The sequence below is a fragment of the Clostridium beijerinckii genome, assembly GCF_018223745.1.
Taxonomy (GTDB): domain Bacteria; phylum Bacillota; class Clostridia; order Clostridiales; family Clostridiaceae; genus Clostridium; species Clostridium beijerinckii.
The window spans coordinates 3,758,551-3,782,332 of sequence record NZ_CP073653.1; the positions used below are offsets into that span (position 1 = coordinate 3,758,551).

The window sequence follows — 23,782 nt, forward strand, 5'->3', positions numbered from 1 at the left end:
GACTTTATTTTATATATAATGTGCTTTAATATTGATTTTTGTTCTTTTTAATTTAAATTATTTCTTACTGTATTAATCATTTTCTCCTTATTTTCCTCTAGTTGAACTATCCTATTTACATTAGCCCCAGATGGATGTGGAAAGCCTTTTAATATTTGCTTTTCGTTTATAATTTTATTTTCACATAGCTTGTATAATACTTCTTCTACTGACCTGCCTAATGGTACTATAAGAATTTTATCTAAATTATTTAATGCTTTTAATTCATAAATAAAATTCTCATAAATATATTTCATCAAAAATTCACTCCTAATAAGTTTTGGAGTGTGACCTGAATAGTTTTTTCCTTTTACAAAGACTGCATAAGGTATTAATGAAAATGTGTGCAATAAATGATCTTTTTCTTCAAACAATTGGCTGCAATTATCTATTTTTAGACTCTTATTAAGCTCTATTTTATCTAACATATCAATTAAATTTTTTCTGAGACTACCGCTGAATCTTCCTGCTTTCTTACATTTATACTGAATTTCTTTAATATTATCAGAGTTCTCTAACTCTCTTCTTGCAGTAGCAATAGCAGTACTCATTTGCTGGAAGCCTGGAGTTATACCAACAATAAATACCCTTGCGTCTAAATTTATATATTCATTGTGAGGCGAATAATATATTTCAAGCTCTTCTTTCTTATCAATTAAAAAATCGTTTATCAATAGTTCACTCTTATTGTATTTCTCTTTTACTGGTAATTTTTTAATTTTATCTTTATAATCATATAATGTTTTTTTCATAATCAGCCTCTAACTTCTACATTTATTTTGCTACTTTATATTATCTTCATAATTAAAAAATATTATTAATATATCCTTCACTAATAATTATAAATTTAATGGAAATTTTTTTTAATAGAAGATAAAAAAGATAGCAGCTTCATAATAAGGCTACTATCTTTATATTCTTCTTAACTATTAATTAATTTTGCAATCCTCTCATTTGAGCTTTTTGTAAATACTCCACCATGATAACAGATAACAGTTTCTATATCATACTTTGTAAGCTTCTTAAGAGATTCTATTGCTTGCTTCATATCAAATGTATATTCCGGATTAGGACCAATTAATTCATTATTTACAACATTCATTGCGTCTCCAGTTACCAATGCCTTATACTTTCTTAGATAGAGACAAATATGTCCCGGAGTATGTCCTGGAGTATAAATTACCTCTATCCCTCCACAATAAGGAATATTCTCTTCATCTTTAACAACTCTATTAACTTTTGTTTTAAGCTGCTTTATGGTTTCCTTCATAGAATCTGGCATTGAACTCAAACGCTCAGGAGTAATTTTTATACCAATTTTATCTCCCTCAATATAAGGCCTTTCTCCACTATGTGCTAACACTTCTATTTCACTTTTAGAATTCTTAACAATACTTGACAAGCTACCAATATGATCCAAATCGTGATGAGTAATAATTATTTTATTAATCTTGTCAAAGGATACACCTGCCTTTTCCACTTCTTCACGAATATTTTCTATTTGTCCAGGTAATCCCGTATCTATTAAAATCACATTTTTATCATCCCAAATTAGTGTAGCATTCATTCTTCTTTCTTTGCTTCCTAATTCAAGTATATCTAATCCTTCTGCAATTTTCATTTTTCTTCCTCCTAATTAAAATTTACTCCTCAATTAATTTTCCCATTTGACTAATAACCATTTTGTAATACTCACCTTTTTCATTCATAAGACTTTTGTGGTTTCCACTTTCTAATATTTTTCCACCACCAATTACCATAATGCGATCTGCATCTCTAATAGTCGACAATCTGTGTGCTATTAAAAAGCTAGTACGGTTTTTCATTAATCTTAATAATGCATGTTGAATATCTTTTTCGGTCTTTGTATCTACACTACTAGTTGCTTCGTCCAAAATTAAAATCGGGCTATCACATAGAACTGCTCTAGCAATAGACATTAACTGCCTCTGCCCTTGACTTAAGTTATCTGTAGCTCCAGAAACCATTGTTTGATAACCTTTAGGAAGCTTATCAATAAATTCATGAGCATGAGCTATTTTAGCAGCATTTACAACCTGTTCATCTGTTGCATCTTTTTTGGAATAACGGATATTATCCATAATCGTTCCCGTAAAAAGACAAGTATCTTGAAGCACAACCGAGAAGCATTTCCTAAGACTATTTCTTTTTATATTGGTAATCGGCTCATCATCAATAAATATATTTCCGCTGTCTGCATCATAAAATCTAGTAAGAAGATTCACAATAGTAGTTTTTCCTGCTCCAGTCTCTCCTACTAGCGCAACTGTTTCTCCAGCTTTAACTTTAAAACTCACATTCTTTAATATAGGTATAGACTTATCGTATGAAAAACATACATTTTCAAAGGTTACATTCCCATTTGGTTGTTTTATCTCAATTGCATCTTTAAGATCTGCACTTTCTTCTTCATTATCTAAAATTTCAAAAACACGTTCTGCTCCTGCAAGTGCTGATTGAATTGTATTAAACATACCTGCTACAGAATTTAATGGCTGTGAAAATTGTTTTGAATAGCTTAAAAAACTAACTACAGTTCCAACAGCTACACCATATCCTATGGATAGCATACCACCAACAATAGCAACAACTGCAAAAATAAAGTTATTAATAACATTCATAAGAGGCATCATATATCCAGACCATATTTGCGCTCTATTACTGCTTTCATATAGATTTTCATTTATCTCTGCAAATTGCTTTAAAACATCCTCCTGCTTATTAAAAGCCTTTACCATCTTTAGTCCTAATATGTTTTCCTCAATCACTCCATTAAGTGAGCCTAAATTTCTTTGCTGAGCTAAGAAATATTTGCGGCTATGCGTTGCAATTACACGTGTTAAAAGTATAACTAGAGGTATACATAATAAAACAACTAGTGTAAGGGGAACATTTAACACTATCATAACCATAAAAGATCCAACTAAAGTTAAAATACTTGATATTAACTGTGTAGTTGTTTGTGCAATTGTAGAGCTAATATTGTCTACATCATTTGTGATTCTACTTATTGTATCTCCATGGGAACGTGTATCATAAAATTTCAAAGGAAGCCTCTGCATCTTTTCAAAAAACTCTGCACGTATTACAAAAACAAGTTTTTGTGAAACTTTAAGCATAATAACACCATTGATCCATGAAATAAGACAATTAACTCCATACAAAACTGCAATTATAGTTAAAAATAATATAAGAGTCGATTTATCTACAGTTCTTGTTGCTATTCTAAATGTATCAAAAGTCTTTCCTACAAAATAAGGAATCCCAACAGAAATTGCTGATGAAAAAGCTGTAAAAATCATAGCTAGAAAGATCGTCTTAGCAAAACGCATGTATATTTTAATAATACGCACTAATGTGCCTCTAGCATTTTTAGCTTTTTGTGTAGGTGCAAAGCGATTTCCGCCTCCACCCACACGTCTCCCACTAATAGAAGGTACTTTTACTTCAGTTTTAGGAAATTGTTGTGTCATAATATCCTATACCTCCTTGCTGCTCTCTATTTGCGTTTTATAAATATCTCTATATACTTCACAGCTTTGCATTAATTCATCATGAGTTCCATATCCAACCTTAGATCCATTATCCATAACCAAAATTCTGTCTGCAAACATCGCTGTTCCACAACGTTGAGTGATTGTAATCACAGTTTGATTACTTGTTTTTGAACCTAAGTTTTCTCTAACCTTTGCTTCTGTTACTGAATCTAATGCACTTGTTGCATCATCTAATATAATTACAGACGAATCCCTAAGTATTCCACGAGCTATAGAAATACGTTGCTTTTGGCCACCCGAAAGATTAACTCCAGCACTCCCTAACATACTTTCATATCCATCTTTCATATTATTTACAAAACCTGCTTGTGCCTTTTCAGAAGCCTCATGAACCATCACATTGCTCGCTTCCCTTTTACCCCATCTAATATTTTCAGCAACAGAACCAGAAAAAAGCATTGGTTTCTGCGGCACTATAGCAATGCTATTTCGTACAGAATCAACATTTAATTCTTTAACATCGTAGCCGTCAATTAAAATTTTTCCCTTGTTCACATCATAAAATCGCAAAAGAAGCCATGCAATAGTAGATTTCCCGCTGCCTGTTGGACCAATTATAGCTAAACTTTGTCCACTTCTAATAGAAAATGATAGATTATTTAAAGCAGGTACACCACTACCATTTGGATATGCAAATGTAACATCTCTAAATTCAATATTACCATTTAATTCTTTCATTTCACCATCATGAGAAAAATCTCCATCACAATCAACTATTTCTTTAATACGAGCAGTAGAAGCCTTGGTTCTTACAAATGTATTGAATATATTTGTTATCATAATTAATGAGGTAAGAATTTGTGCCATATAAATTACAAACGCTGATATATCTCCTGGATTTGCAAGGTTTGCTGAAAAGAGACTGCTACCTGCTGAAATTACAATTATTGTTCCAATTCCAACAGTAAGAGTTATAAGTGGTGACACAAATGTAATAACACTTTGAGATGATATTCCTTTTTCCATTAAGTTTGTATTTGCATTTTCAAACTTACTACTTTCCTTATCATATGTTCCAAAGGCCTTGACTAAGCGTACACCTATAAGATATTCCTGAACAACTGAATTTACTTTATCCATCGCCTTTTGTAATTCATAAAAACGCGGATAACTTAACTTCATACTAATAATAATAAGTATCGACACAATCGCAACAACACCATATATAATAAGGCTCAACCTAAAATTAAGCAGTGTTGCAAGCACAATACTACCTATGCATGTAATCGGAGCCTTTAAAAAAATTCTCATAATTCCATTAACGAACAATATAACCTGTGCCGTATCATTTGTCATACGTGTAATTAGAGATCCACTTTCAATCTTATCTGTGCTTAATTCTGAAAAATAAACAATCTTTTCAAATAAGTCATACCTAAGATCTGCTCCCATTCTTTGAGATACCTTACTTGCTAAAATATTTCTTGTAACTGCGAAAACAGCTCCAATTGCAGTTACTATAAGCATAAGCATTCCCCAGTAATAAACTTTAGAAAGTGATCCTTGCTCAATTCCTGTATTAATTATGTTAGACATAAGTGTTGGACCAAGCAAATCACAAATTGCTTCAGATGCAACACAAAAAACAGCTATCCCAAATGGAATTTTATACTTATTAAAATATTTGCTGTATAAGTTCATATCCTTTATTCCTTTCCTTTGTTTAAATGCTAATTCCCATACCATATTATACATCATTTTTGCATACAGAATACAATAAATATTTCCAGCTGCTTGTATGCGTTACCTAACAGCTATAATATTTCCTATCAATTATTACTTAAAGTGACTCTCAAATATCAATTCATATTTTTAATTCTTATTATTTCTTTCAGTTATGATCTCTTTCAGTTCATCTCTAGAAATCTTCTCATCATAGTAGTCTAGTTTCATATTTACAAGTTCTAGAAGATCATTATATTTTTTGATTTCTTCCTTAAGTATTTCTTTTTGTTCAAGCATAATATTTCTTCTTTCATCCACCGTATCCTTTCCCTTTGTAGTCAAACTAACATAATTTTTTATATACGCAATTGACATTCCTGTAGCCCTCATGCAGTTAACAAGCTGAATAGATCCCAGATCAACATCTGTGTATATTCTTCTGCCATTATTATCGCGTTGAACAAAAGGCAATAACCCCTCACGCTCATAATATCTTAATGTATACGGTGTTATATTAAATTTTTCGGAAACTTCTTTCATTGAATATTTCATAAGTCACACTCCCAAATATCTCAAAAATTATTTAAATCTATAAGTTCTATTAGCAAAATTCATACACTATAAAATTACTTCATCTAGATATATTATCTATATATGCAAATCTCTATGCTTAATGAAATATATTACTGAACTCTACTTATAAGACTATAAAATCATCTCTCATTTTTCTATTTATCATTTTCTCTTATTTCAGTTTCATCATATTAGTTATTATAAAAGTTAATATATCTAAAAATCAATACATTAGAAAATAACTAAAAAAATATAAAAAAATTTCCTATTGACTTACACTGCACTCTAACAAATATACTCATCTTATACTACAAGATTGGTGAAAAGAATGTTATTCTTTCATTTCTATTATCTTGTAAATCAAATTATTTTCTAAGGAGAAAGATATATGAAAAACACTACTCAAACACCAATAAATTCAAAATATAATTTTTCTACAACTGCAAAAGATGTTATAGATGGTATAAACTTGAAAGGTAAAATTGCAATTGTTACTGGCGGATATTCTGGAATTGGGATAGAAACAGAAAAAGTTTTAGCTGAAGCTGGTGCAACAGTAATAATTCCTGCTAGAGATATAGAAAAAGCAAAAGGAGCTATGGATAATATTCCAAATATAGAAATTGAACATTTAGACCTTATGGATCCAATGTCTATTGATAGTTTCGCACAAAAGTTTATAAATTCTCAAAGATCTCTTCATATTTTAATAAATAGCGCTGGAATAATGGCACCTCCACTAATAAGGGACAAAAGAGGTTATGAATCTCAATTTGCGACAAATCATCTAGGTCATTTCCAGTTAACAGCACGACTTTGGCCTGCTCTAAAAAATGCTAAAGGTGCTAGAGTTATTTCAGTTTCATCAAGAGCGCAGCGTCTTGGCGGAGTCAATTTTGATGATCCAAACTTTCAAAAAACAGAATATGATAGTTGGAAGGCTTATGCTCAATCAAAATCCGCCAATTCATTATTCGCCGTTGAATTAGACAGATTAGGAAAAACCCATGGTGTTAGGGCTTTCTCAGTTCATCCAGGTTTAATTCCAACTACAAATCTTGGAAGATTCTCTGTTAATGGAAAAACTACTGTACAAGAACTAAAAACTAACACTAGAAAAGATGACACTAATACAAAATCAAATGAATTTAAAACCATTGAACAAGGTGCAGCAACCTCTGTTTGGTGTGCTACAAATAGTATTTTAGATGGAATGGGTGGAGTTTACTGTGAAGACTGCAATATAGCTGAAGCTGTTCCTTATGACAGTTTGAAAGATAATGGTGTTCGTCCTTGGGCTATAGATAAAGATCTAGCAAAAAAACTGTGGATACTTAGTGAAGATCTTACAAATGTTAAATTCATAATTTAAGTTTTCTTAATATAATTTTTAGCATTTAATCAAGTATAATTAATTAGTTTTATCTTCATTAAATATTTATAAAACTAAATCTTCCACGTATTAATAAGTTTACTTTTCTCAATAATAACTATATAACTTATCTTTAAGTTATTTAAATTTTTATTTAGAGTATTTTAATATATTATAAATAATTTTTTAGATTATTATGTTAGGAGTGATTTCAATGAAAAAAGGAAAAACACTAGATGATCAAACACCAAGCGTCTATGATACTGAAAAAATTATTGATATCCATTCATCTGAGGACGATCAATCCCTTGATTCAGAAAAAGTAAGATACGCTAACAGTCATGCTTCACGTTCAAAATATACTCATGGTTCAAGCGACGTAAGCCCTGTTAATACAAAAAATCCAGACTCTACAGAAAGAATTCCTACATCAGTTAGATATTCTGATTCTGACATACATAAAGATGATGATGAATTTGACTATCAAGGTGAAATATAAATTATCTATATAAATCAAAACCAACGACAGCATATTTATGAACTGCCCCCTGTCAAGTAGACAGATGAAAAAACAAAAAATTATGAAACCAAGGTCTGATTTCGATATTCAATTGGAGTCAGACCTTTTAAGTTTTTCTGTAGTCTTTTTGTATTATAGAAAACTATGTATTCATCAATTGCTTGTCTCAATTCTTCATATGTATAAAATTTTTGCAAATAGTACATCTCACATTTTAGAGTTCCCCAAAAACCTTCCATTGGTCCGTTGTCGATACATCTGCTGACACGTGACATGCTTTGAGTTGCTTTGATTTTATCAAGTTTAGCTTTGAAAGTCCTATTAGTATACTGAAATCCTCTGTCACTATGAAACAGTGGCTTTGCAGTCGGATTAGCACTTACTGCTAAATCAAATGTATCAAAAACAAGCTGATTGTTATTTGAGTGACCAACAACATAAGAAACAATGCTCTTATCAGCTAAATCAAATATTGCGCTAAGGTAAGCCTTTTTACCATTAAGTAGTTTAAATTCAGTAACATCTGTTAACCATTTTTCATTTGGTTTCTTTGCATAAAATTCTCTATTTAATTTGTTTTCTGCTGTAATTTGTGGAGTACTTTGAATATAATGCTTTCTCTTTTTTCTTATAACTGATCTCATGTTAATAGATTTCATTAATCTATAAATTCGTTTATGATTATACTGTTTATCCAGGAGTCTATTTATATTCATTGTTATCCGACGGTATCCATAGATACCATTTACATCTTCATAAAGCTTAACAATCTCTTTTAGTATTATTGAATTTTCCTTATCTAATTCAGTCTCTGAACGGTTAATCCATTTGTAGTAAGATGATCGTGCAATCCCAGCTAAATTGCATAGATCAGCTATTGGATAGCCATTTTTTTCATGTAATTCTTTTATAGAAATATATTTATATTCTTGGAGTCTTTTAGTGCTTATCGCCTTCTTTCTACTTCTTTCAATTTTTTTAAGAAATCAATCTCCATCTTTAAACGTCTATTTTCTGCTTCAATAAGTTTTAATTGTGCGGATAATTTATCAGACTCAGTAATCTCATCAGTATCTTTACGCTTACCGCGACGGTCTATTAGCTCTTCATATCCATTAGCTTTGTATTTTCTTACCCAGGTATAAACTTGTTGATAAGAAACATTAAATTTATCAGCAGTAGCTTGATAATCATCATTATTCGAAATGCAGAATGCAACAATCTCAATTCTTTCTTCATAAGTAGTCTTTCTTCCATTAGTCATAATTCTATCCCCTTGCTTATTATGAGATTTAATTGTTTTATGACCATTATACTTCTTAATCCAATCGCTGAGAACACGAGGAGATGAAATTTCATATGTGCAACATATATTTCTTAAAGAGCCTTTTCCAGCTAGATAATCTTTAACTGCATTAAGTTTAAGCGAATCGCAATAATATTTGTTTTTTGTAGAAACTATTAAATTTGCTTCACCAACATCATTATATATTTTCAACCAGTCATAAAATGTGGCACTATGAATTCCCATCTCATCGCATATCTGTATAACTGCTTTTTCTCCTGATAGGTATTCTTTAATTCCTTTCAATTTCTCTTCCAGAGAACATTTCATTTTTCTTGACATTAAAATACCCCCTTTATAGAAACAGTTTTATTATTTTAACTGTCTACTATAAAGGGAGCATATCATTTATGTATTGTCGTTGGTTCCATCTTTATTTTTCAAATAATATATGTCTTTTATTCACCATATTTCTTATGGTACTTAACTTGAACTTCTATCTTAGGATGCTTTTTGCAAAACTGGCTAATTACAAAGCAGCAACTTGGACAAGGCTCCCATTTGCTATATAAAGTTAAGTTTCCCTCATCTTTCAATACTTTTGCTTCTATCTGTTTATGTATTTCTTCAATTATCTTTTTTTCACTATCATTGATTCTGTCATATCCAATTCCAAACTCACCCAATTTGTTAACTTTATTACTTTTAAAAAATGATTCATCTTTCGTTGGTGCATGACAATAATCCTTTATATTATTACTTCCGCTTATCGCCTTAAATTCTTTATTATCATATACTGCCACTGCAATATTTATAGAATCCTGTAATGTTTTACTTTGATTTATTTTAAATACTGATCTTTCTTCTTCATCGGCTTTCATATACTTATTAATATTCTTTATTAATCGCTGCATTCTCGGTATATTATTACTTAGATGTTGATGATATTCAACAGTGCCTTTTTGTGGCGTTATATAGTGATAATCTATTTGCTTTGGAATTTCTATAGATATTGTTTTAACTTTAGTATTAACATTATAACTTTCTTTTACTCTTTCTTCTTTAATAAGAAGCATTTTCTTCAAAAGCTCAATATCCTTTGAATATAAATAATCATTATCTAATTCTTTTTCCAAAATTTCTAATTTCTCTTTTTCTTTTTCACTTACTATTCTGGATACTCTTTTTTTAACTTCTTTTATGTCAATCAGCATATCTTTAACATCATCTCTAGATACTGCATCTCGCTCATATTCAATTCTATTTATATTTAATATTTTTATTGAATTTATTTTTTTCCATAATCTATCATGTTCATATTCAAATAGTATTATTTTTTTCATGTAATTAATTAAATCACTAACATCATCTGCTCTGTAAGTGGCCTGCGCCTTACCAATACATTTATATAATTCCTCTATGAGACTATTCTCTACTTTAAAAGCCTTGGCAACTTCTATTTTAAATTTCTCTTCATCAAAGTAATTTATTTTATAGCCTTCTTTTTTCAATGCATCTTTAAAATCATTTAAATTATTAATCTTTATTCGTTCTTTTTTTCTTTTATTTGAAATTATGTTTATTTTAGTCATACTTCCCTCTTATGTTTTATGCTTATCTAAATATATTACTGATTTTAACTCTTTAACAATTTAATCATTATATCATAAATTTTAAAATGATTATAATCAAATACCGATACGGTTTGAGTCAAGTAAAAGTTGGCAAGAATTTTATTTAATTTATTATCCATTATTTTACATCATATTTTTAGAATTTCCCTACACACGCTTTATACTTAACTATAACTAATATCACTAAATGATTTTAATCCACATAAATCACGCACTATTTTTCTACCTAGCGTTGTGGCAGCTCCGCTGTACGGAATTTGTGCGCTATTACACTTATATACCTTACATTTATTAGATTCTTTATTTGCTTGAAATACTGTTAATGGTAGTTTTGTAACTATTGTATCAATAACATTATCAGGAATAATATTTCTATAGATTTTATCCACAGTATCAAACAACCTATTACTAAATTTTTCAGATAATATTTTAGATAAATTATCTGCACCATTAATAGACCAGCTCATTTTTCTGCCCTTCATCCTTTGAGCTAATACATCACAAATATTATGTTCCATTGTACCTAAATTCCTGTATTCTATGCCTTCCGGCGCCGTAGGCATGTCTATGTTACCTCTTAATTTATATGGTGTTAATCCATCTCTATTGTGAGCTAAGTAATCATATAACTCAGTAAGCTTCTTAAATGAAACATCTTCTTCATTTGTAAGTGTCATCATATTTACAATAGCTTCTAGACCTTCATCAATTTTACCTTCTCTAAATAGTTTTAATAATTGCTTTTGGGTTCTTTTATCACTTACCTTACGCATAATTGCTTGACCTACATGAAATGGATCTAGTTGAAAATGAATGTCTTGATCCTCACAAGTTGCCTTAATCCACTTTGCTCCATCACCGTTTAATATTCTAGTTTGAATTTCGTCTACATTGTATTTTTCTGAAATTGTTGCGCTAGCAAGCTTTTTAAAGTGGCTAGAATTACTAAAACTTGCACAAGCAGTTTTATCAACAACTACATATTCTTTTTTTGCTTATGGACGTAAAGTCCAGCCTGTATATGATACTGCTAGTTTTAACTCTTTCTTTTTATTTTTCCCTTTTGGTCTATCTTTACCTTGAAGATAGAGCCAAACTCCATCTTGCTCTTGAAACAATACTGGTACTTCCTTTTCGCCTTTTAACACACCTTTATCATCTAGTTCAATTTTACGATTTTCTAGTTCTTTAATCTTTTCTCCAACTGTTTGAACTACGTTCCAAACGCCTTGAGCACTAATTTCTTGATTACACATAGTTTTAATATTCTCAGATGTCTTTCTAAAAGAAACATCCGCCACGTTAGTCAAAATAGTTTCTACGAGATTTATAGAAACATTTCCTATAGTATCCATTCCTAAATACTCATCCAAAAGGTATTTAGTTGCTTTCTTACCATCCTCAAGTTTTAATTCATAAACACGCCTAGAATACTCTACATTCCCCATAATAGTCCTCAAACAAGTTTGCTTACGGCCTTTATTACGGTAAACCTTGCTATCTCTTTCATTAAGTAGTTTTTCATCCAAGGATTCTAATATGCTTTTTAATGCATTGCAAGCTTCATCACAAGCATATTTATAAATTCTTTTCTCTAACTCCTTGAAAGTAAATCCATTATCATTTAAACTTAATTCATACATAAATCTAACTCTATTCTATTTAGTTTCGTCAACTTAATTATAATGGATAATTTATGTATTGAGGAGATGCTTTTGCATCTCCTTTATTATTTATATAGTATTCTTTATTATCTTTGCCTACTAAAATTATACTCTAACACCGATACGATTTAAAAATAATCATAAGATTATAAACATAAAAATATCATGTAAAATTTATATGGTATAATAATACTTATCGTGAATTATAATGCAATTAATCATACTTTTGTTATAAACAATTTAGCTTTAATTATAGAAAAAAGTAGCTTAATAATGTACTAAAATAAAGAACATAGTAGAAACATATAAAATATATTAAATCTAATAAATATTTTCAGGAATATGAGTTCATTAATCTAAAAACATTAATATGGGGTGGCAGTATGTTAAAAAATATATCAATAAAATTAAAGGAGGTAAATTTTGTAGCTCTAACGGGCATCATTATTATTTCAATTATACTATTAATAAATTTTGTAAAGGTTCTAAAATATAGTTATTTTGAACTTATTGATGATGATAAATATATAAACTTATCAAACAATGTAGAATACTTCATCCCTAAAGATAATCAATATGCAGAAATAAACCAAGTAGCAGATAATAGTTATATTAAATTTGAAAAAAACAATTCTAAAAATATCTACTTTCCTGAAGATGTTCAAAAAGTCTGGCTTAAACTAAGATTACAAGGTAAACAAGCTAGCACTGATAATATAATGTACATTGATTGTGAATTCATTGAAAATATTCAATTTTATATTCCAACTACTGATGGCAAGTATGTAACTAAAAAGCCTAATGAATACTTTATTTTTCCATATATTAATCTACCTGAAAATATTGATTTTAATAGAGATATCTATATAAATTCAACTTGGGATTCAAATGTATTTAATTTACTTCTAGCAAAAGACAGTAACTTTTATATTATTCAAAACTTGTTAGCATGTTTTTATATCGGTAATTTGGGTGTACTCCTAGGAATGCTTATTATGAATATGATTCTATTCTTTTCATCAAAAGATAAGAAGTATTTATTTCATTCACTTTTTACAGGATCACTGCTTTCACTACTATATTGCTTATCTGGAATGCAAAAGTTAATTCTAGGATTTAATAGTAATAACAGGCTTATAGCATTAGCTGCAATGGCCGCTTCAACCTGGGTTTTATTTATCTATTCATACTTAGATATAAAAAATAACATGCCCATATTAAATAATTTTTTTAAACTTTCAATACTTTTTCTCGTACTTTCTCTATATATATCTGAAATTATTCCTGACGGATTTACTTATGATATTTTATATTTGCAGATGATCCTAGTAGGGTTATATATTCTTATTTCAATATATTCTTATTTTAAATTTGGTATGGGATCTATATATTACTTGGTTGGCATATTTATACTATTTACTGGCTTTATCATATATATTTTAGGTTCTTACGGTTTACTAGAATGGAATATTTTTGCTTTTAGTACATGCTATCCTGCTGCCTCCATTGAAACATTATTATTTACCATCGGAATTATAAAACAAATAAAACATGAAAAAGAAGTTAATACTAAGCTTCAATTAGAAGTTATAACAGATAAACTTACAAATATATATAATAGGCGCTATTTTGAAGAAACAGTTGTAAATAAAATTCTTCAACTCGAAAAAGAAAAGAGTCTTGTATCAATGTTGGTTCTTGATATTGATCACTTTAAAAAAGTTAATGATACCTATGGACATAGTACTGGGGACCTAGTCTTATCTGAAACAGCTATGATTATTAAACAGTGCCTTAGAAAAGAAGACATTCTTGTTAGATGGGGTGGAGAAGAATTTGTTGCAGTACTCCCCTTCACAGATTCAAAAGAAAGTACTATAATTGCTGAAACAATAAGATTATCCATAGAAAATCATAAATTCAAATTTGTAAATAAAATAACTGTTAGCATAGGCATAGCCGAAAAAGATGTAGTTGAGGATTTTCATAGCTGGTTTAGGCGTGCTGACAATGCCTTATATAATGCAAAAGAGAATGGTAGAAATACTGTTTGCATTTGTTATACAAATGAAATAAGAAATAATTCCTAACATCAAAATTACTACGAAACTATAATCATATTTAGAGTTTAAACATTCATCACGTCTAGACTCTTTTATTTTGTTTTATTTTTAGCTTCATATTCTGGCCATACCCTTTTTCCCCATTCATTAATGATTGCTAATGCGGGAAGTAAATCATTACAGTCATCAGTCAAAGAATATTCTACATGCGGTGGAATCTTATTATATTCTGTTCTTTTTATAAGTCCATGTTCTTCTAATGCTTGCAGAGATCGAGTCAGCATAATATTAGTTATACCAGGTATGCTTCTTTTAAGTTCATTATACCTAATGCTCTTTGAACCTGATATCTCCCATATAATAGGTAGCCTCCACTTACCTCCTATAATTTCAAGTGCGTGAAGAACAGGACATGCTTTAGAATACTTGTTTTTCGTTTTTTCTGTTTCACCTTTCATAAGTAATCCCCCTTAAAACTAAGGCACAAAAATGTGCGTACTTGTTATTATGTTTCCTATTAAATTATAATATTAACATACCAGACAAATGGTAATATGTAAATAAGTCAAAATGGGAGTGTGGATATTTTGAAAAAGTTATTCTCAGAATTTAGTATTAAAAATATAGAAATAAAAAACCGCATATGCGTACCTCCAATGGTTGTAGGTTTAGCCAAAGATGGATATGTAACAGCAGAAAATTTAGACCGTTATAAGGAATTAGCTAAAGGCGGTCCAGGACTTATAATACAAGAAGCTACATGTATTAATAAAGATGGAAGATTATCAGAAAAGCAAATTGGAATTTGGGAAGATAACCAAATTGAAGGATTAAAAAACATAGTTAATGCAGTTCATGAAGAAGGATGTAAAATATTTATTCAAATTCATCATGCTGGAGTTACAGGAATCTCTAAATCTCCTCTATGTCCAAGTCCATATGAATATAAAGGTTTTGCCGGAACAGTTATTGGACGTGAAATGACTAAAGAAGATATAGAATCAATACAAAAAGACTATATTGAAGCTGTAAGAAGATCTTACGAAGCTGGATATGATGGCGTTGAGCTACACGGATGTCATGGTTATTTAATAAGTCAATTTTTAAATAAGAATGTTAATAAAAGAACTGATGAATATGGCACTAACCCAGAAAGATTTGTACTAGAAATACTAGAAGGAATTAGAAAAGTAACTCCAGAAGAATTTGTTGTAGGAATTCGTCTAGGCGGATTTGAACCATCAATAGAAGATGGAGTAAGTTATGCTAAAATATTAGATAAGAGTGGAATAGATTTTCTTGATATTTCTTATGGATTCTTTAATGAACAAGAAATTAATGTAAACAAAGATTATAAGTATTCCAATGCTGTTTATGCTGCTGAGAAGATCAAGCAAGAAGTATCAATTCCAGTATTTGCAGTTAATGGAATTAACTCAGCCGAAATTGCAGAAGAAATATTAGATGAAACAAATGTAGATATCGTTGATATTGGTAAAGGGATTCTTATAAATCCTAATTGGGCAAACCATGCTATGGATGGAAAAGATACTGGAAAATGTTTAAATTGTGCAAAGTGCATGTGGTTTGGTCAATCCGAAGTGTGTCCTGGAAAAGTTATATTCGATAAGAATAATAAATAAAATGTTTTCTAAACTGTAAATTTAATTACAGTAAAAAAGATACAATGCTTATGTATTATATGCATTGTATCTTTTTCGCTACTTTTTGTTTTTAATTATTTTAATGCTGAAATTACTTCTTCGCTTGTTCTAATACTTCCAATCCTAGGAAGTGAAAGTTCTCTATTTACGATTCCATTTTACAAATCTATAAGAACTAATGCAGTTTTTTCTATATTAATAAATTTATTTTCCACTGACTTGAAGTTTTCCATTTCTTATCCCCTTTTCATACTTCTCCATTCTATGATTATTATTTATATTAAGTTTATTATACACTTTAAAATATACTAGCACTGCATTAATTAATAACAATGCACTCGTTACAAAAAATACGCATTTTATTCCTAAATATCCTGCGATTTGTCCTCCTAGAACTGATCCTGCAAATACACCTAGATATCCTGCTGCCATACTAAAACCAAATACTCTACCTGTAAGAGCGGATGGTGTAATTTTCTTAACCAATATATTAACAGAAGGGTTAAGACCACCAACTGTGAGTCCTAGTAAAAATCTAAGTCCCATAAGTTCCCAAGTGTTCGTTACAAATGCTTGAGGTATGAATATTATTCCAGCTATTACTAGACATATTAGCATAACTTTATGTGCTCCTATTTTATCAGAGAGCCTTCCAAGCCTTGGAGCTGCAATTATATTAGCAAAACCTGATGCAGAAAAAGTTATTCCCGCTATTAATGCAATATGACTCGCTTCCTTAGATAGTTGAGTAACATAAACTGTTACTATTGGCTCTACCGAATACATTGCTACAGATAATATAAAAAAAGTTATAAATAAAGTAATGGTTAATCCTTTTTCTGGAACTGTATTCCAAACTTCTTTGAAACTTAAAACTTTATTATCTTCACGACTAAAAGATTCCCTTACAAATAATACTGTAGTAATAAATGCAATGAGCATAAGCCCGCCTGTTATAAAAAATACATTTTGCAAACCAAAAGTCTCTCCTACAAATCCTCCAATTGTAGGTCCAAGTAAGGAACCTGCAATATTTGCTGTTGAAATAGTTCCTAGAGCATATCCTGCATGTTCTTTATCTGTTTGAGTTGCAATTAAGGTAGTACAGGCTGTGCTATATCCTGTGATAGCTCCTTGTAATAACCTAAGAGCTACTAATACATATACATTAGGTGCAAATCCCATGCAGCTTATAACTATAGCCATACCAAGACTTGCTCTAAGCAACATTGGTTTTCGCCCAAATTTGTCAGCAGCATGTCCCCAAATGGGTGAAAAAATAGCTGAGATAATAAACGTACTACCAAAAGCAATTCCAGAAAGCCTCTCTATCGAAGCCGAATCCTGAATTCCTAAATGCTGTATATATAGTGGTAATACTGGTGCTATCTGACTCATGCCTATTCCTGTCACGAACATTCCGAACCAACAAACTTTTAAATTTCTTTTCCACATTTCCATAATAAATTTATTCCTTCTTACTAATTAGTTTTGTTATTCCAATACAATAACTTGTATATTGTCTTCTAAATATAAGAATAAACTATAAAATATAATTTGTAAACTACATCTTATAGTTTAATAATTATTTCCAATTTGATAAAAATAACCTATCATGTTAAACTATCTTTATTAATCAGAATTATAAGAGGTGATAAAATGGTTCAGAAACGAAATTTAACTAAGGAAAAAATTATTGAATCTTCTTTTTTACTAGCTGATGAAATTGGACTTAATCAAATTACTTTCCAAAAGATTGCAGAAAAACTGGATATAAAATATCCGTCTTTATATAATCATTTTGCCAACATTGAAGAGCTTAAAATAAAAATGACCATATACTTTTTAAATAACTTAAATTCAACTTTAATGGAGCGACTAATCGGGAAAAGTGGAGAGACTGCAATAAGAGAATTTGCTTATGTATATCGAGATTTTGCATTTGAAAACAAGAGTGGCTATAAGCTTTACGTGAATATCCCAAGTACTGAAAGTGATGAAGTTAAGCGCTTAGCTAGTGAAAGTAATGCAATAATACGTAAAATTTTAGACTTTTATAGCAGTGATAAAATATTTATAATTCATAAAAGCAGGGCTTTAAGAAGTCTATTACATGGATTCGTTTCCTTAAGCTCTCACGGATATTTTCAAAATCCAGTCAATTTAGAAGACAGCTTTAAATTAATGATAGATGACTTTATTTTATCAATATCAGAAAAATAACTAAGAAACTTTTAAATCTTAATTCAAAATGTTAACTACATATCTATGTTCCAAATAGTGAGTTCTATGTTAAATTATTATTTTACAAAAACTAGCAGCATATCAAAATGTAAATTTTGCTGTGCTGCTAGTTTTTATATTATCGCATCTAATTATTTCCTCTATACATTAAACTTTCCAACTATTTGTTCTAATTTATCTGCAATATTCTTAAGCTCTATTACAGAATGTGATATCTTTTCCATAGAATTAGATTGCTCTGAAACAGTTGCTGAAACTTCTTCAATTGAAGCTGCTGACTGCTCTGCTACAGCTGAAATTTCTTGAATGCTGCTTATTGCTGAATCTTTATTTTCATCTATAGACTTTATATTAGAAGTTAACTCTTCTATATTTTCTATAGTATCATCAAATGTACTATTTATAAGTTGGAATGTATTAATAGCTTCTTTAGTAGTTTTGCTTACTTCTGTCATTATGTTTTTTTCTTCATCCATGCTTTTCTTAGCTGCATTTATCTCTCTTATAATTTCATTTACAATGCATTCTATTTCCTTAGTGGAATTTGAAGTCTGTTCTGAAAGTTTTCGTATCTCATCTGCTACAACCGCAAATCCCTTACCTGCTTCCCCTGCTTTTGCCGCCTCAATTGCTGCATTTAATGCAAGAAGATTAGTTTGTTCTGAAATCGCTTGAATTGTATTTATTATTTTGCCTGCAGATCCTGATTTATTAGATAATAAGTCTATATTTCTAATTACTTTTTCCAAAGCTTCATTATTAGCATTGATATTATCCATAAGATCCCTTGAAGCACTAATACCATCTTCGCTAATATGCTGCGATTTTTTTGAAAACTTTGTTACTAAATCTGCATTATTTGATGAGACATCTATTTTCTCTCCAAGATGCAATAATTTTTCAGAAGTAAGTTCTGTATTCCTTGCTTGGTCTAATGCGCCAACTGAAAGCTGATCCACCGTTGCAGAAATACCTTGAATTCCCTGAAGCGTTTCATTAGTTGAAACTGCAATTCCTTCTGAATGATCAAGTAACTCTTTTGATTTTTCTTTAAGAACTTCAATAGTTTCCCTTAACTCTTTTCTTAGCGATGTTACAGCTCTAGCAATAATTCCAATTTCATCTTTACTTTGAAGTAATTTCTCGAATTCATCTTCTTTCTTCATTTCTAAATCTAGGCTAGTAGTTTTATTTATTAAATTAGTTACCAATGAAATCGGTCTTGATATTTTACTTGCAAAATATAAAGCAACCATAGAAAAAATAACCATTAAAAATACAAACATGGCAATAAAACTGATAATTAAACCGGTTAGCGGTTTTAAAAATTCAGCATTTGGAACTGCAATACCCATTGTCCATTTTGAAGAAGTAATAGGAGCTGTTGCAAAATATTTATTTATTCCATCATAATCTTTTAGCTTTACAATATTAGATTCAGAACTATCCTTTCCAACCATGCTACTTAAACTTCCACCTAATACATCTCTAATATTCTTTAGCTTATCTGCACTTGATTGAAAATCTTTATTTGGATGAATCACAAATTCATCTTTTTCATCTAATAAGAATCCATAACTGTTATTTATAGGTTGTGCCTTCTGAACCTCGTTAGAGATACTTTCCATATTTATGTCAGTACCTAAAACGCCTATGACTGCTCCATCTTTTTTAACTGATTTTGCAACTGTAACGACTAACTTCTTAGTTTCAAAATCTATGTATGGATCAGAATAAATTACTGAGTCACTTTTTAAAGCATCTTTATACCAATCTCTCTCTGTACAATTAAAGTCATTATCAGGTATCCATCCATCTTCATCAACAAAACTTTTATCTTCAAAACCAAAATATATATCCATAATATCGGTATTTGACTCTGCTTTAACTTTCATATATTTCAAAAGGTTTATCCCATCATAATTATTGTTAAATTCGATGTTCTCCGCTGTTTGATTAACAAAGTTTCCTTGAGTAGCCATCCAATTGTCTATAGTTTCTGCATATTTTTCAGATAGTGCCCCTAGTTTATCCTTTGATTCAACCACAGTAGTTTTATAAAAAAGATAATAACTTATCGTCGAAGAACATAATAAACTAAAAAAACAAACTGCTACGACCAATAGAATAACTTTTGTCTTAATGTTTTTCATTTTAATTCACTTCCTGTTTGATTTTAAAATTTGTATAACAATGTTAAATATAAATATTCCTTATAACCAATATATTATATGTATTGATTTCTTCATCCTTAGTAACATGCAAAAATGCCATTAACTTAAGTTACGCTTCTTATATAGTTAATATATTTCATATAATTCGCCTTCTTTCTACAAAACTGTTTTAATTCTAATATATATTCTAGAGTATACTCAAAGTCAATGTATAGCTTTTACATATTTGGATTTTACAATAATTTTTCTTTTATAAAATAATCCTTTATTTATTGTTTTATAAAATCACAAAACCAAGAGTAAAAATCTCCATGTTCACAGAGATCTATACTCTTGGTTCTTATTAGGTTTATAATTAGAAATATTCATTTTACTTAGGTTTAATAGTTGTTTGAATAATAAATAATTTCTTATTATTTAGCTAACTACTTTGATTAATTAAATAAAATGGGTAATTCTATAACAACTTTAGCCCCTCCAAGTTTTTCTGATTTTCCAAGTGAAATATTCCCGTTGTGTTTTTCCATAAATTTTTTTGCAATATATAAACCCATACCATAATGATTTTTGGAATTTCTACTCTTGTCGCCTTGGAAAAACTGCTCTGTAGCTAACTGTAATTCCTCTTCTGTAAATCCTCTTCCTGAATCTTCAATGGTGAATCTTATATTATCATTATCTGAATCAACCCCAAATGCTATTTTCCCATTTTCGGAGCAATATTCAACCGCGTTCGAAATAACATTGCTTAAAGCTCGCTTTAAAGCCAGTTCATCTCCTATAATAACTTCTGGAATATGTTTAATTTCATTTCTAAACTCTACTTTTTTATTTATACCTATGGAAATTCCTTGTTCAATTATATCCTGTATAAATTCTTCTAACTTTATTTTCTTTTTTTCTAATATTGATTCTTTCTCAGTTTTCATAATTTCTATTAATGATTTAATATAATCTTCTATATTTTTAACCTCGTTTATTATACTATCGTTAAATTCGGCTTGATCTGCTTTTAAATTAAGTTCACTTAAAAGCTCAGAGTTTCCCTTAATAATTGTTAATGGTGTCTTTATATCATGAGCCAATGCTGCTATTTGCTCTTTACGTGCTTCTTCCATCTTCCATTGTTTACTTAGAGAATCATTCAACTCTGTCTTCATTTTACCGAGCGCAGAAATGACTTCATTGATTTCTAATATATTTGAATACTTCACCTCAAATTCTAAGTTTTCCATCTGTATATTTTCTGTAGTCTCTTTTAAAACATGTAGTTCTTTCGATATTCTTCTTCTAAAACACCTAGATAGAATTATAATTTCAATGCTAAACAAAATAAAATATATAAAAACAAAACTAAGCTCAGCATTTTGAACATACTTTTTCAAAACAGGGCTAACAAAACTTGCCCCTATGGTGTATTCAACTACACAGATTCCATTCTCCCTAGAAATAAATTTATAATAATATTTTCCTTTACTTCTCTTATCACTTTGTACAAGATTCCAAATATCTGTTGCTTTAGCTTCTGATACATTGCTATAAAATACATTTCCAATAGAATCATAAACTATATAATTACACTCATCCGGTATAAAGTCTTTTACTTTAACACCCTCTGCTTTTGCTATTTCTTCTCTTTGTTTTTCAATTTTCTGCTCATAGTAGTTTGCTGGTAAAATAAACCCACTATTCAAACCAATTTGAAATAGAATAAAATCAAATATAGCTAAAAGAATTGTAACTATACAAAAGAACATTATATATATTGCGAAAATCTTAGAAATGCTTTTTTGCTTCTTCACTCTTTCCATTTATATCCTATCCCCCAAACAGTTTCTATAGGGTTTATTCCTACCTTCTTAAACTTATTTCTTATATTTTTAATATGCTCCACAATCGCTGTAGTATCGCTATTTCCATCAAAACCAAATACACTTTCATATATTCTCTCCTTGGAAAATACCTGCCCATGATTTAGAGCAAGATACTCGCATATATTATACTCACTTTTTGTAAAAGGTACTAATTCTTCATTATAATAAGCCTCTTTTGCAGTTATATTAAATTTTATATCAGAAATAGAAAAAGCATTTTGTTTTTCCCTATGTTCACGTCTTAAATGTGCAGCTACCCTTGCCCGAAGCTCACCTATACCAAAAGGCTTTGATATATAATCATCTCCACCAATACTTAATCCCATTACAATATCTTGTTCCATAGTTTTTGCTGTCAAAAATATAATTGGACAATCAACCAGACTACGTATCTCTTTGCACAGAGAAAATCCATCTATTTCTGGCATCATTACGTCAAGTAAAATTAAATCGTATTTTACATACTGATCCTTTGATATATCCGTAGGATTAGAAACTATAGTTACATTATGTCCTTCTCTTTCTAAGGCACCTTTTATAACCTTTAATATGCCTTGCTCATCATCTATCGCTAGAATATATGCCATTTCCATCCCTCCTACATCTATTATACCCAATATTACCAGCTGATCTTTATTATTCTATAAATTATTACTACTTCTCTCCTCTACCTTCAAAAAAGTTAAACCAAACTCCAAGATAAATCCCAAAGACAATTGTAAATAAAACACAATCTCTAAATCCAATGGCGCTATTACTAAATACAGTATTAATATCAGCCAGTTTATTAAAATTATCTGCAGAATTAGAGGCTTTTATAAAGAAATTATCACAAAACTTAACTGACCATCCACAAGGTATCCATTGCCATATTCCATCTCCAAGTCCTGTAATCAGCAAAGCCGCTAATAAGCTTTCAAGTATGCCCATTCCTATCGATGCTCCACTTCCTATTTTAATACTCAACCATAGGTGAAATAAATAAAAGAAGATTTGAGCTCCAAATATAATAAAAATTATATTTAAGTAAAAATTTACTGGTAGAGTATTTTGCCTTAAAATAAATTGAAATCCAGCAAAAAAAATGCCAACCGCTAAACTAAGCGAAAATAAACCTGTAAGAAGTAGAATTAATATTTTACTCACAAGACACATTCCTTTTCCATATTCTATAGATAGCATTTCTTTAAATTTTCCGGCCATAACCTCCTGTTCTATAACCATAGAACATACAATTCCGATTACCACAGGAAATGTTAATGATACTACTTCTAAATATCCATTTATTTTGTTTACAGAATTCCAAGTTGAAAATGAATAATATTCCAAAAATATTATTGCTCCTATAATTGGTAAATAAATATGAATCCAATAAAAGTGTGTGTGCTTCATTTTTATAAAGTCTGCCTTCAATAAGCGAAGAATTTTCATTA

General features: G+C 29.8%; 19 protein-coding genes and 1 pseudogene. 5 read left to right on the top strand and 15 right to left on the bottom strand.

What is annotated here, in order from left to right:
- Positions 1-47: 47 nt before the first annotated feature.
- From KEC93_RS16895 to KEC93_RS16915, 5 genes are all read right to left on the bottom strand, one after another.
- Positions 48-791 (bottom strand): hypothetical protein, encoded by a 744-nt coding sequence (locus tag KEC93_RS16895; protein ID WP_077869433.1) that lies wholly within the window; start codon positions 789-791, stop codon positions 48-50.
- A 170-nt stretch (positions 792-961) separates the two neighbouring features.
- Positions 962-1,660: an MBL fold metallo-hydrolase gene (locus tag KEC93_RS16900; protein WP_077869434.1), complete on the bottom strand. Its 699-nt coding sequence runs from the start codon at positions 1,658-1,660 to the stop codon at positions 962-964.
- 22 nt (positions 1,661-1,682) lie between these two features.
- On the bottom strand, positions 1,683-3,533 hold the full coding sequence (locus KEC93_RS16905; protein WP_077869435.1) for an ABC transporter ATP-binding protein: 1,851 nt from the start codon (positions 3,531-3,533) through the stop codon (positions 1,683-1,685).
- Between the two features lie 6 nt (positions 3,534-3,539).
- Entirely contained in the window at positions 3,540-5,258 is a 1,719-nt protein-coding gene (locus tag KEC93_RS16910) for an ABC transporter ATP-binding protein (RefSeq protein ID WP_077853891.1), read from the bottom strand.
- A gap of 171 nt (positions 5,259-5,429) precedes the next feature.
- Entirely contained in the window at positions 5,430-5,834 is a 405-nt protein-coding gene (locus tag KEC93_RS16915) for a MerR family transcriptional regulator (protein WP_012059488.1), read from the bottom strand.
- 409 nt (positions 5,835-6,243) lie between these two features.
- On the opposite strand from KEC93_RS16915, the gene KEC93_RS16920 reads away from it, so the two are divergent.
- Positions 6,244-7,227 carry an SDR family NAD(P)-dependent oxidoreductase gene (locus tag KEC93_RS16920; RefSeq protein ID WP_077869436.1) on the top strand — a complete coding sequence of 328 codons (984 nt, stop codon included), beginning with the start codon at positions 6,244-6,246 and terminating at the stop codon, positions 7,225-7,227.
- Between the two features lie 214 nt (positions 7,228-7,441).
- Positions 7,442-7,726, top strand: coding sequence for a hypothetical protein (locus tag KEC93_RS16925; protein WP_077869437.1), 285 nt, complete (start codon positions 7,442-7,444; stop codon positions 7,724-7,726).
- An 80-nt stretch (positions 7,727-7,806) separates the two neighbouring features.
- Here the strand turns inward: KEC93_RS16925 and KEC93_RS16930 are convergent, their stop codons facing one another.
- The 4 genes and pseudogenes from KEC93_RS16930 to KEC93_RS16945 form a co-directional block, all read right to left on the bottom strand.
- Positions 7,807-8,721, bottom strand: a complete 915-nt coding sequence (locus tag KEC93_RS16930) for an IS3 family transposase (protein ID WP_111944671.1) — start codon at positions 8,719-8,721, stop codon at positions 7,807-7,809.
- On the bottom strand, positions 8,694-9,374 hold the full coding sequence (locus KEC93_RS16935; protein WP_111944672.1) for a helix-turn-helix domain-containing protein: 681 nt from the start codon (positions 9,372-9,374) through the stop codon (positions 8,694-8,696). The genes KEC93_RS16930 and KEC93_RS16935 overlap by 28 nt, the downstream gene beginning before the upstream one ends.
- A gap of 116 nt (positions 9,375-9,490) precedes the next feature.
- Entirely contained in the window at positions 9,491-10,624 is a 1,134-nt protein-coding gene (locus KEC93_RS16940) for a deaminase domain-containing protein (RefSeq protein WP_077870074.1), read from the bottom strand.
- Positions 10,625-10,830: 206 nt separating this feature from the next.
- Positions 10,831-12,309: pseudogene (locus tag KEC93_RS16945) on the bottom strand (ISLre2 family transposase).
- 404 nt (positions 12,310-12,713) lie between these two features.
- On the opposite strand from KEC93_RS16945, the gene KEC93_RS16950 reads away from it, so the two are divergent.
- Positions 12,714-14,420, top strand: coding sequence for a GGDEF domain-containing protein (locus KEC93_RS16950; RefSeq protein ID WP_039769352.1), 1,707 nt, complete (start codon positions 12,714-12,716; stop codon positions 14,418-14,420).
- A 65-nt stretch (positions 14,421-14,485) separates the two neighbouring features.
- On the opposite strand, the gene KEC93_RS16955 is transcribed toward KEC93_RS16950, so the two are convergent.
- The gene (locus KEC93_RS16955) at positions 14,486-14,851 is read right to left on the bottom strand and encodes a winged helix-turn-helix transcriptional regulator (protein WP_039769350.1); all 366 of its coding nucleotides are present in this window, start codon (positions 14,849-14,851) and stop codon (positions 14,486-14,488) included.
- Between the two features lie 120 nt (positions 14,852-14,971).
- On the opposite strand from KEC93_RS16955, the gene KEC93_RS16960 reads away from it, so the two are divergent.
- Positions 14,972-16,036 carry an NADH:flavin oxidoreductase gene (locus tag KEC93_RS16960; protein ID WP_337250450.1) on the top strand — a complete coding sequence of 355 codons (1,065 nt, stop codon included), beginning with the start codon at positions 14,972-14,974 and terminating at the stop codon, positions 16,034-16,036.
- A gap of 225 nt (positions 16,037-16,261) precedes the next feature.
- Here KEC93_RS16960 and KEC93_RS16965 read toward each other — a convergent pair whose 3' ends face one another.
- Positions 16,262-17,518, bottom strand: a complete 1,257-nt coding sequence (locus tag KEC93_RS16965) for a multidrug efflux MFS transporter (RefSeq protein ID WP_077868811.1) — start codon at positions 17,516-17,518, stop codon at positions 16,262-16,264.
- 198 nt (positions 17,519-17,716) lie between these two features.
- Between KEC93_RS16965 and KEC93_RS16970 the strand changes: the two genes are divergently transcribed.
- Positions 17,717-18,280, top strand: a complete 564-nt coding sequence (locus KEC93_RS16970) for a TetR/AcrR family transcriptional regulator (protein WP_017211025.1) — start codon at positions 17,717-17,719, stop codon at positions 18,278-18,280.
- 161 nt (positions 18,281-18,441) lie between these two features.
- Here the strand turns inward: KEC93_RS16970 and KEC93_RS16975 are convergent, their stop codons facing one another.
- The 4 genes from KEC93_RS16975 to KEC93_RS16990 all read right to left on the bottom strand — a co-directional run bounded on the left by KEC93_RS16975 (position 18,442) and on the right by KEC93_RS16990 (position 23,780).
- Positions 18,442-20,454: a methyl-accepting chemotaxis protein gene (locus KEC93_RS16975; RefSeq protein WP_077868812.1), complete on the bottom strand. Its 2,013-nt coding sequence runs from the start codon at positions 20,452-20,454 to the stop codon at positions 18,442-18,444.
- A 455-nt stretch (positions 20,455-20,909) separates the two neighbouring features.
- Positions 20,910-22,286, bottom strand: coding sequence for a HAMP domain-containing sensor histidine kinase (locus KEC93_RS16980; protein ID WP_077868813.1), 1,377 nt, complete (start codon positions 22,284-22,286; stop codon positions 20,910-20,912).
- A complete protein-coding gene (locus KEC93_RS16985; protein WP_077837652.1) occupies positions 22,274-22,936 on the bottom strand; it encodes a response regulator transcription factor in 663 nt (220 codons plus the stop codon). Before KEC93_RS16985 ends, KEC93_RS16980 begins: the two co-directional genes overlap by 13 nt.
- Positions 22,937-23,003: 67 nt before the next feature.
- The gene (locus KEC93_RS16990; protein WP_077868814.1) at positions 23,004-23,780 is read right to left on the bottom strand and encodes a lantibiotic immunity ABC transporter MutG family permease subunit; all 777 of its coding nucleotides are present in this window, start codon (positions 23,778-23,780) and stop codon (positions 23,004-23,006) included.
- Positions 23,781-23,782: the final 2 nt, after the last annotated feature.

Coding starts and splice junctions, on each gene's coding strand:
- KEC93_RS16895 (WP_077869433.1), bottom strand. CDS start 791: ATGAAAAAAACATTATATGATTATAAAGATAAAATTAAAAAATTACCA.
- KEC93_RS16900 (WP_077869434.1), bottom strand. CDS start 1,660: ATGAAAATTGCAGAAGGATTAGATATACTTGAATTAGGAAGCAAAGAA.
- KEC93_RS16905 (WP_077869435.1), bottom strand. CDS start 3,533: ATGACACAACAATTTCCTAAAACTGAAGTAAAAGTACCTTCTATTAGT.
- KEC93_RS16910 (WP_077853891.1), bottom strand. CDS start 5,258: ATGAACTTATACAGCAAATATTTTAATAAGTATAAAATTCCATTTGGG.
- KEC93_RS16915 (WP_012059488.1), bottom strand. CDS start 5,834: ATGAAATATTCAATGAAAGAAGTTTCCGAAAAATTTAATATAACACCG.
- KEC93_RS16920 (WP_077869436.1), top strand. CDS start 6,244: ATGAAAAACACTACTCAAACACCAATAAATTCAAAATATAATTTTTCT.
- KEC93_RS16925 (WP_077869437.1), top strand. CDS start 7,442: ATGAAAAAAGGAAAAACACTAGATGATCAAACACCAAGCGTCTATGAT.
- KEC93_RS16935 (WP_111944672.1), bottom strand. CDS start 9,374: ATGTCAAGAAAAATGAAATGTTCTCTGGAAGAGAAATTGAAAGGAATT.
- KEC93_RS16940 (WP_077870074.1), bottom strand. CDS start 10,624: ATGACTAAAATAAACATAATTTCAAATAAAAGAAAAAAAGAACGAATA.
- KEC93_RS16950 (WP_039769352.1), top strand. CDS start 12,714: ATGTTAAAAAATATATCAATAAAATTAAAGGAGGTAAATTTTGTAGCT.
- KEC93_RS16955 (WP_039769350.1), bottom strand. CDS start 14,851: ATGAAAGGTGAAACAGAAAAAACGAAAAACAAGTATTCTAAAGCATGT.
- KEC93_RS16965 (WP_077868811.1), bottom strand. CDS start 17,518: ATGGAAATGTGGAAAAGAAATTTAAAAGTTTGTTGGTTCGGAATGTTC.
- KEC93_RS16970 (WP_017211025.1), top strand. CDS start 17,717: ATGGTTCAGAAACGAAATTTAACTAAGGAAAAAATTATTGAATCTTCT.
- KEC93_RS16975 (WP_077868812.1), bottom strand. CDS start 20,454: ATGAAAAACATTAAGACAAAAGTTATTCTATTGGTCGTAGCAGTTTGT.
- KEC93_RS16980 (WP_077868813.1), bottom strand. CDS start 22,286: ATGGAAAGAGTGAAGAAGCAAAAAAGCATTTCTAAGATTTTCGCAATA.
- KEC93_RS16985 (WP_077837652.1), bottom strand. CDS start 22,936: ATGGCATATATTCTAGCGATAGATGATGAGCAAGGCATATTAAAGGTT.
- KEC93_RS16990 (WP_077868814.1), bottom strand. CDS start 23,780: ATGAAAATTCTTCGCTTATTGAAGGCAGACTTTATAAAAATGAAGCAC.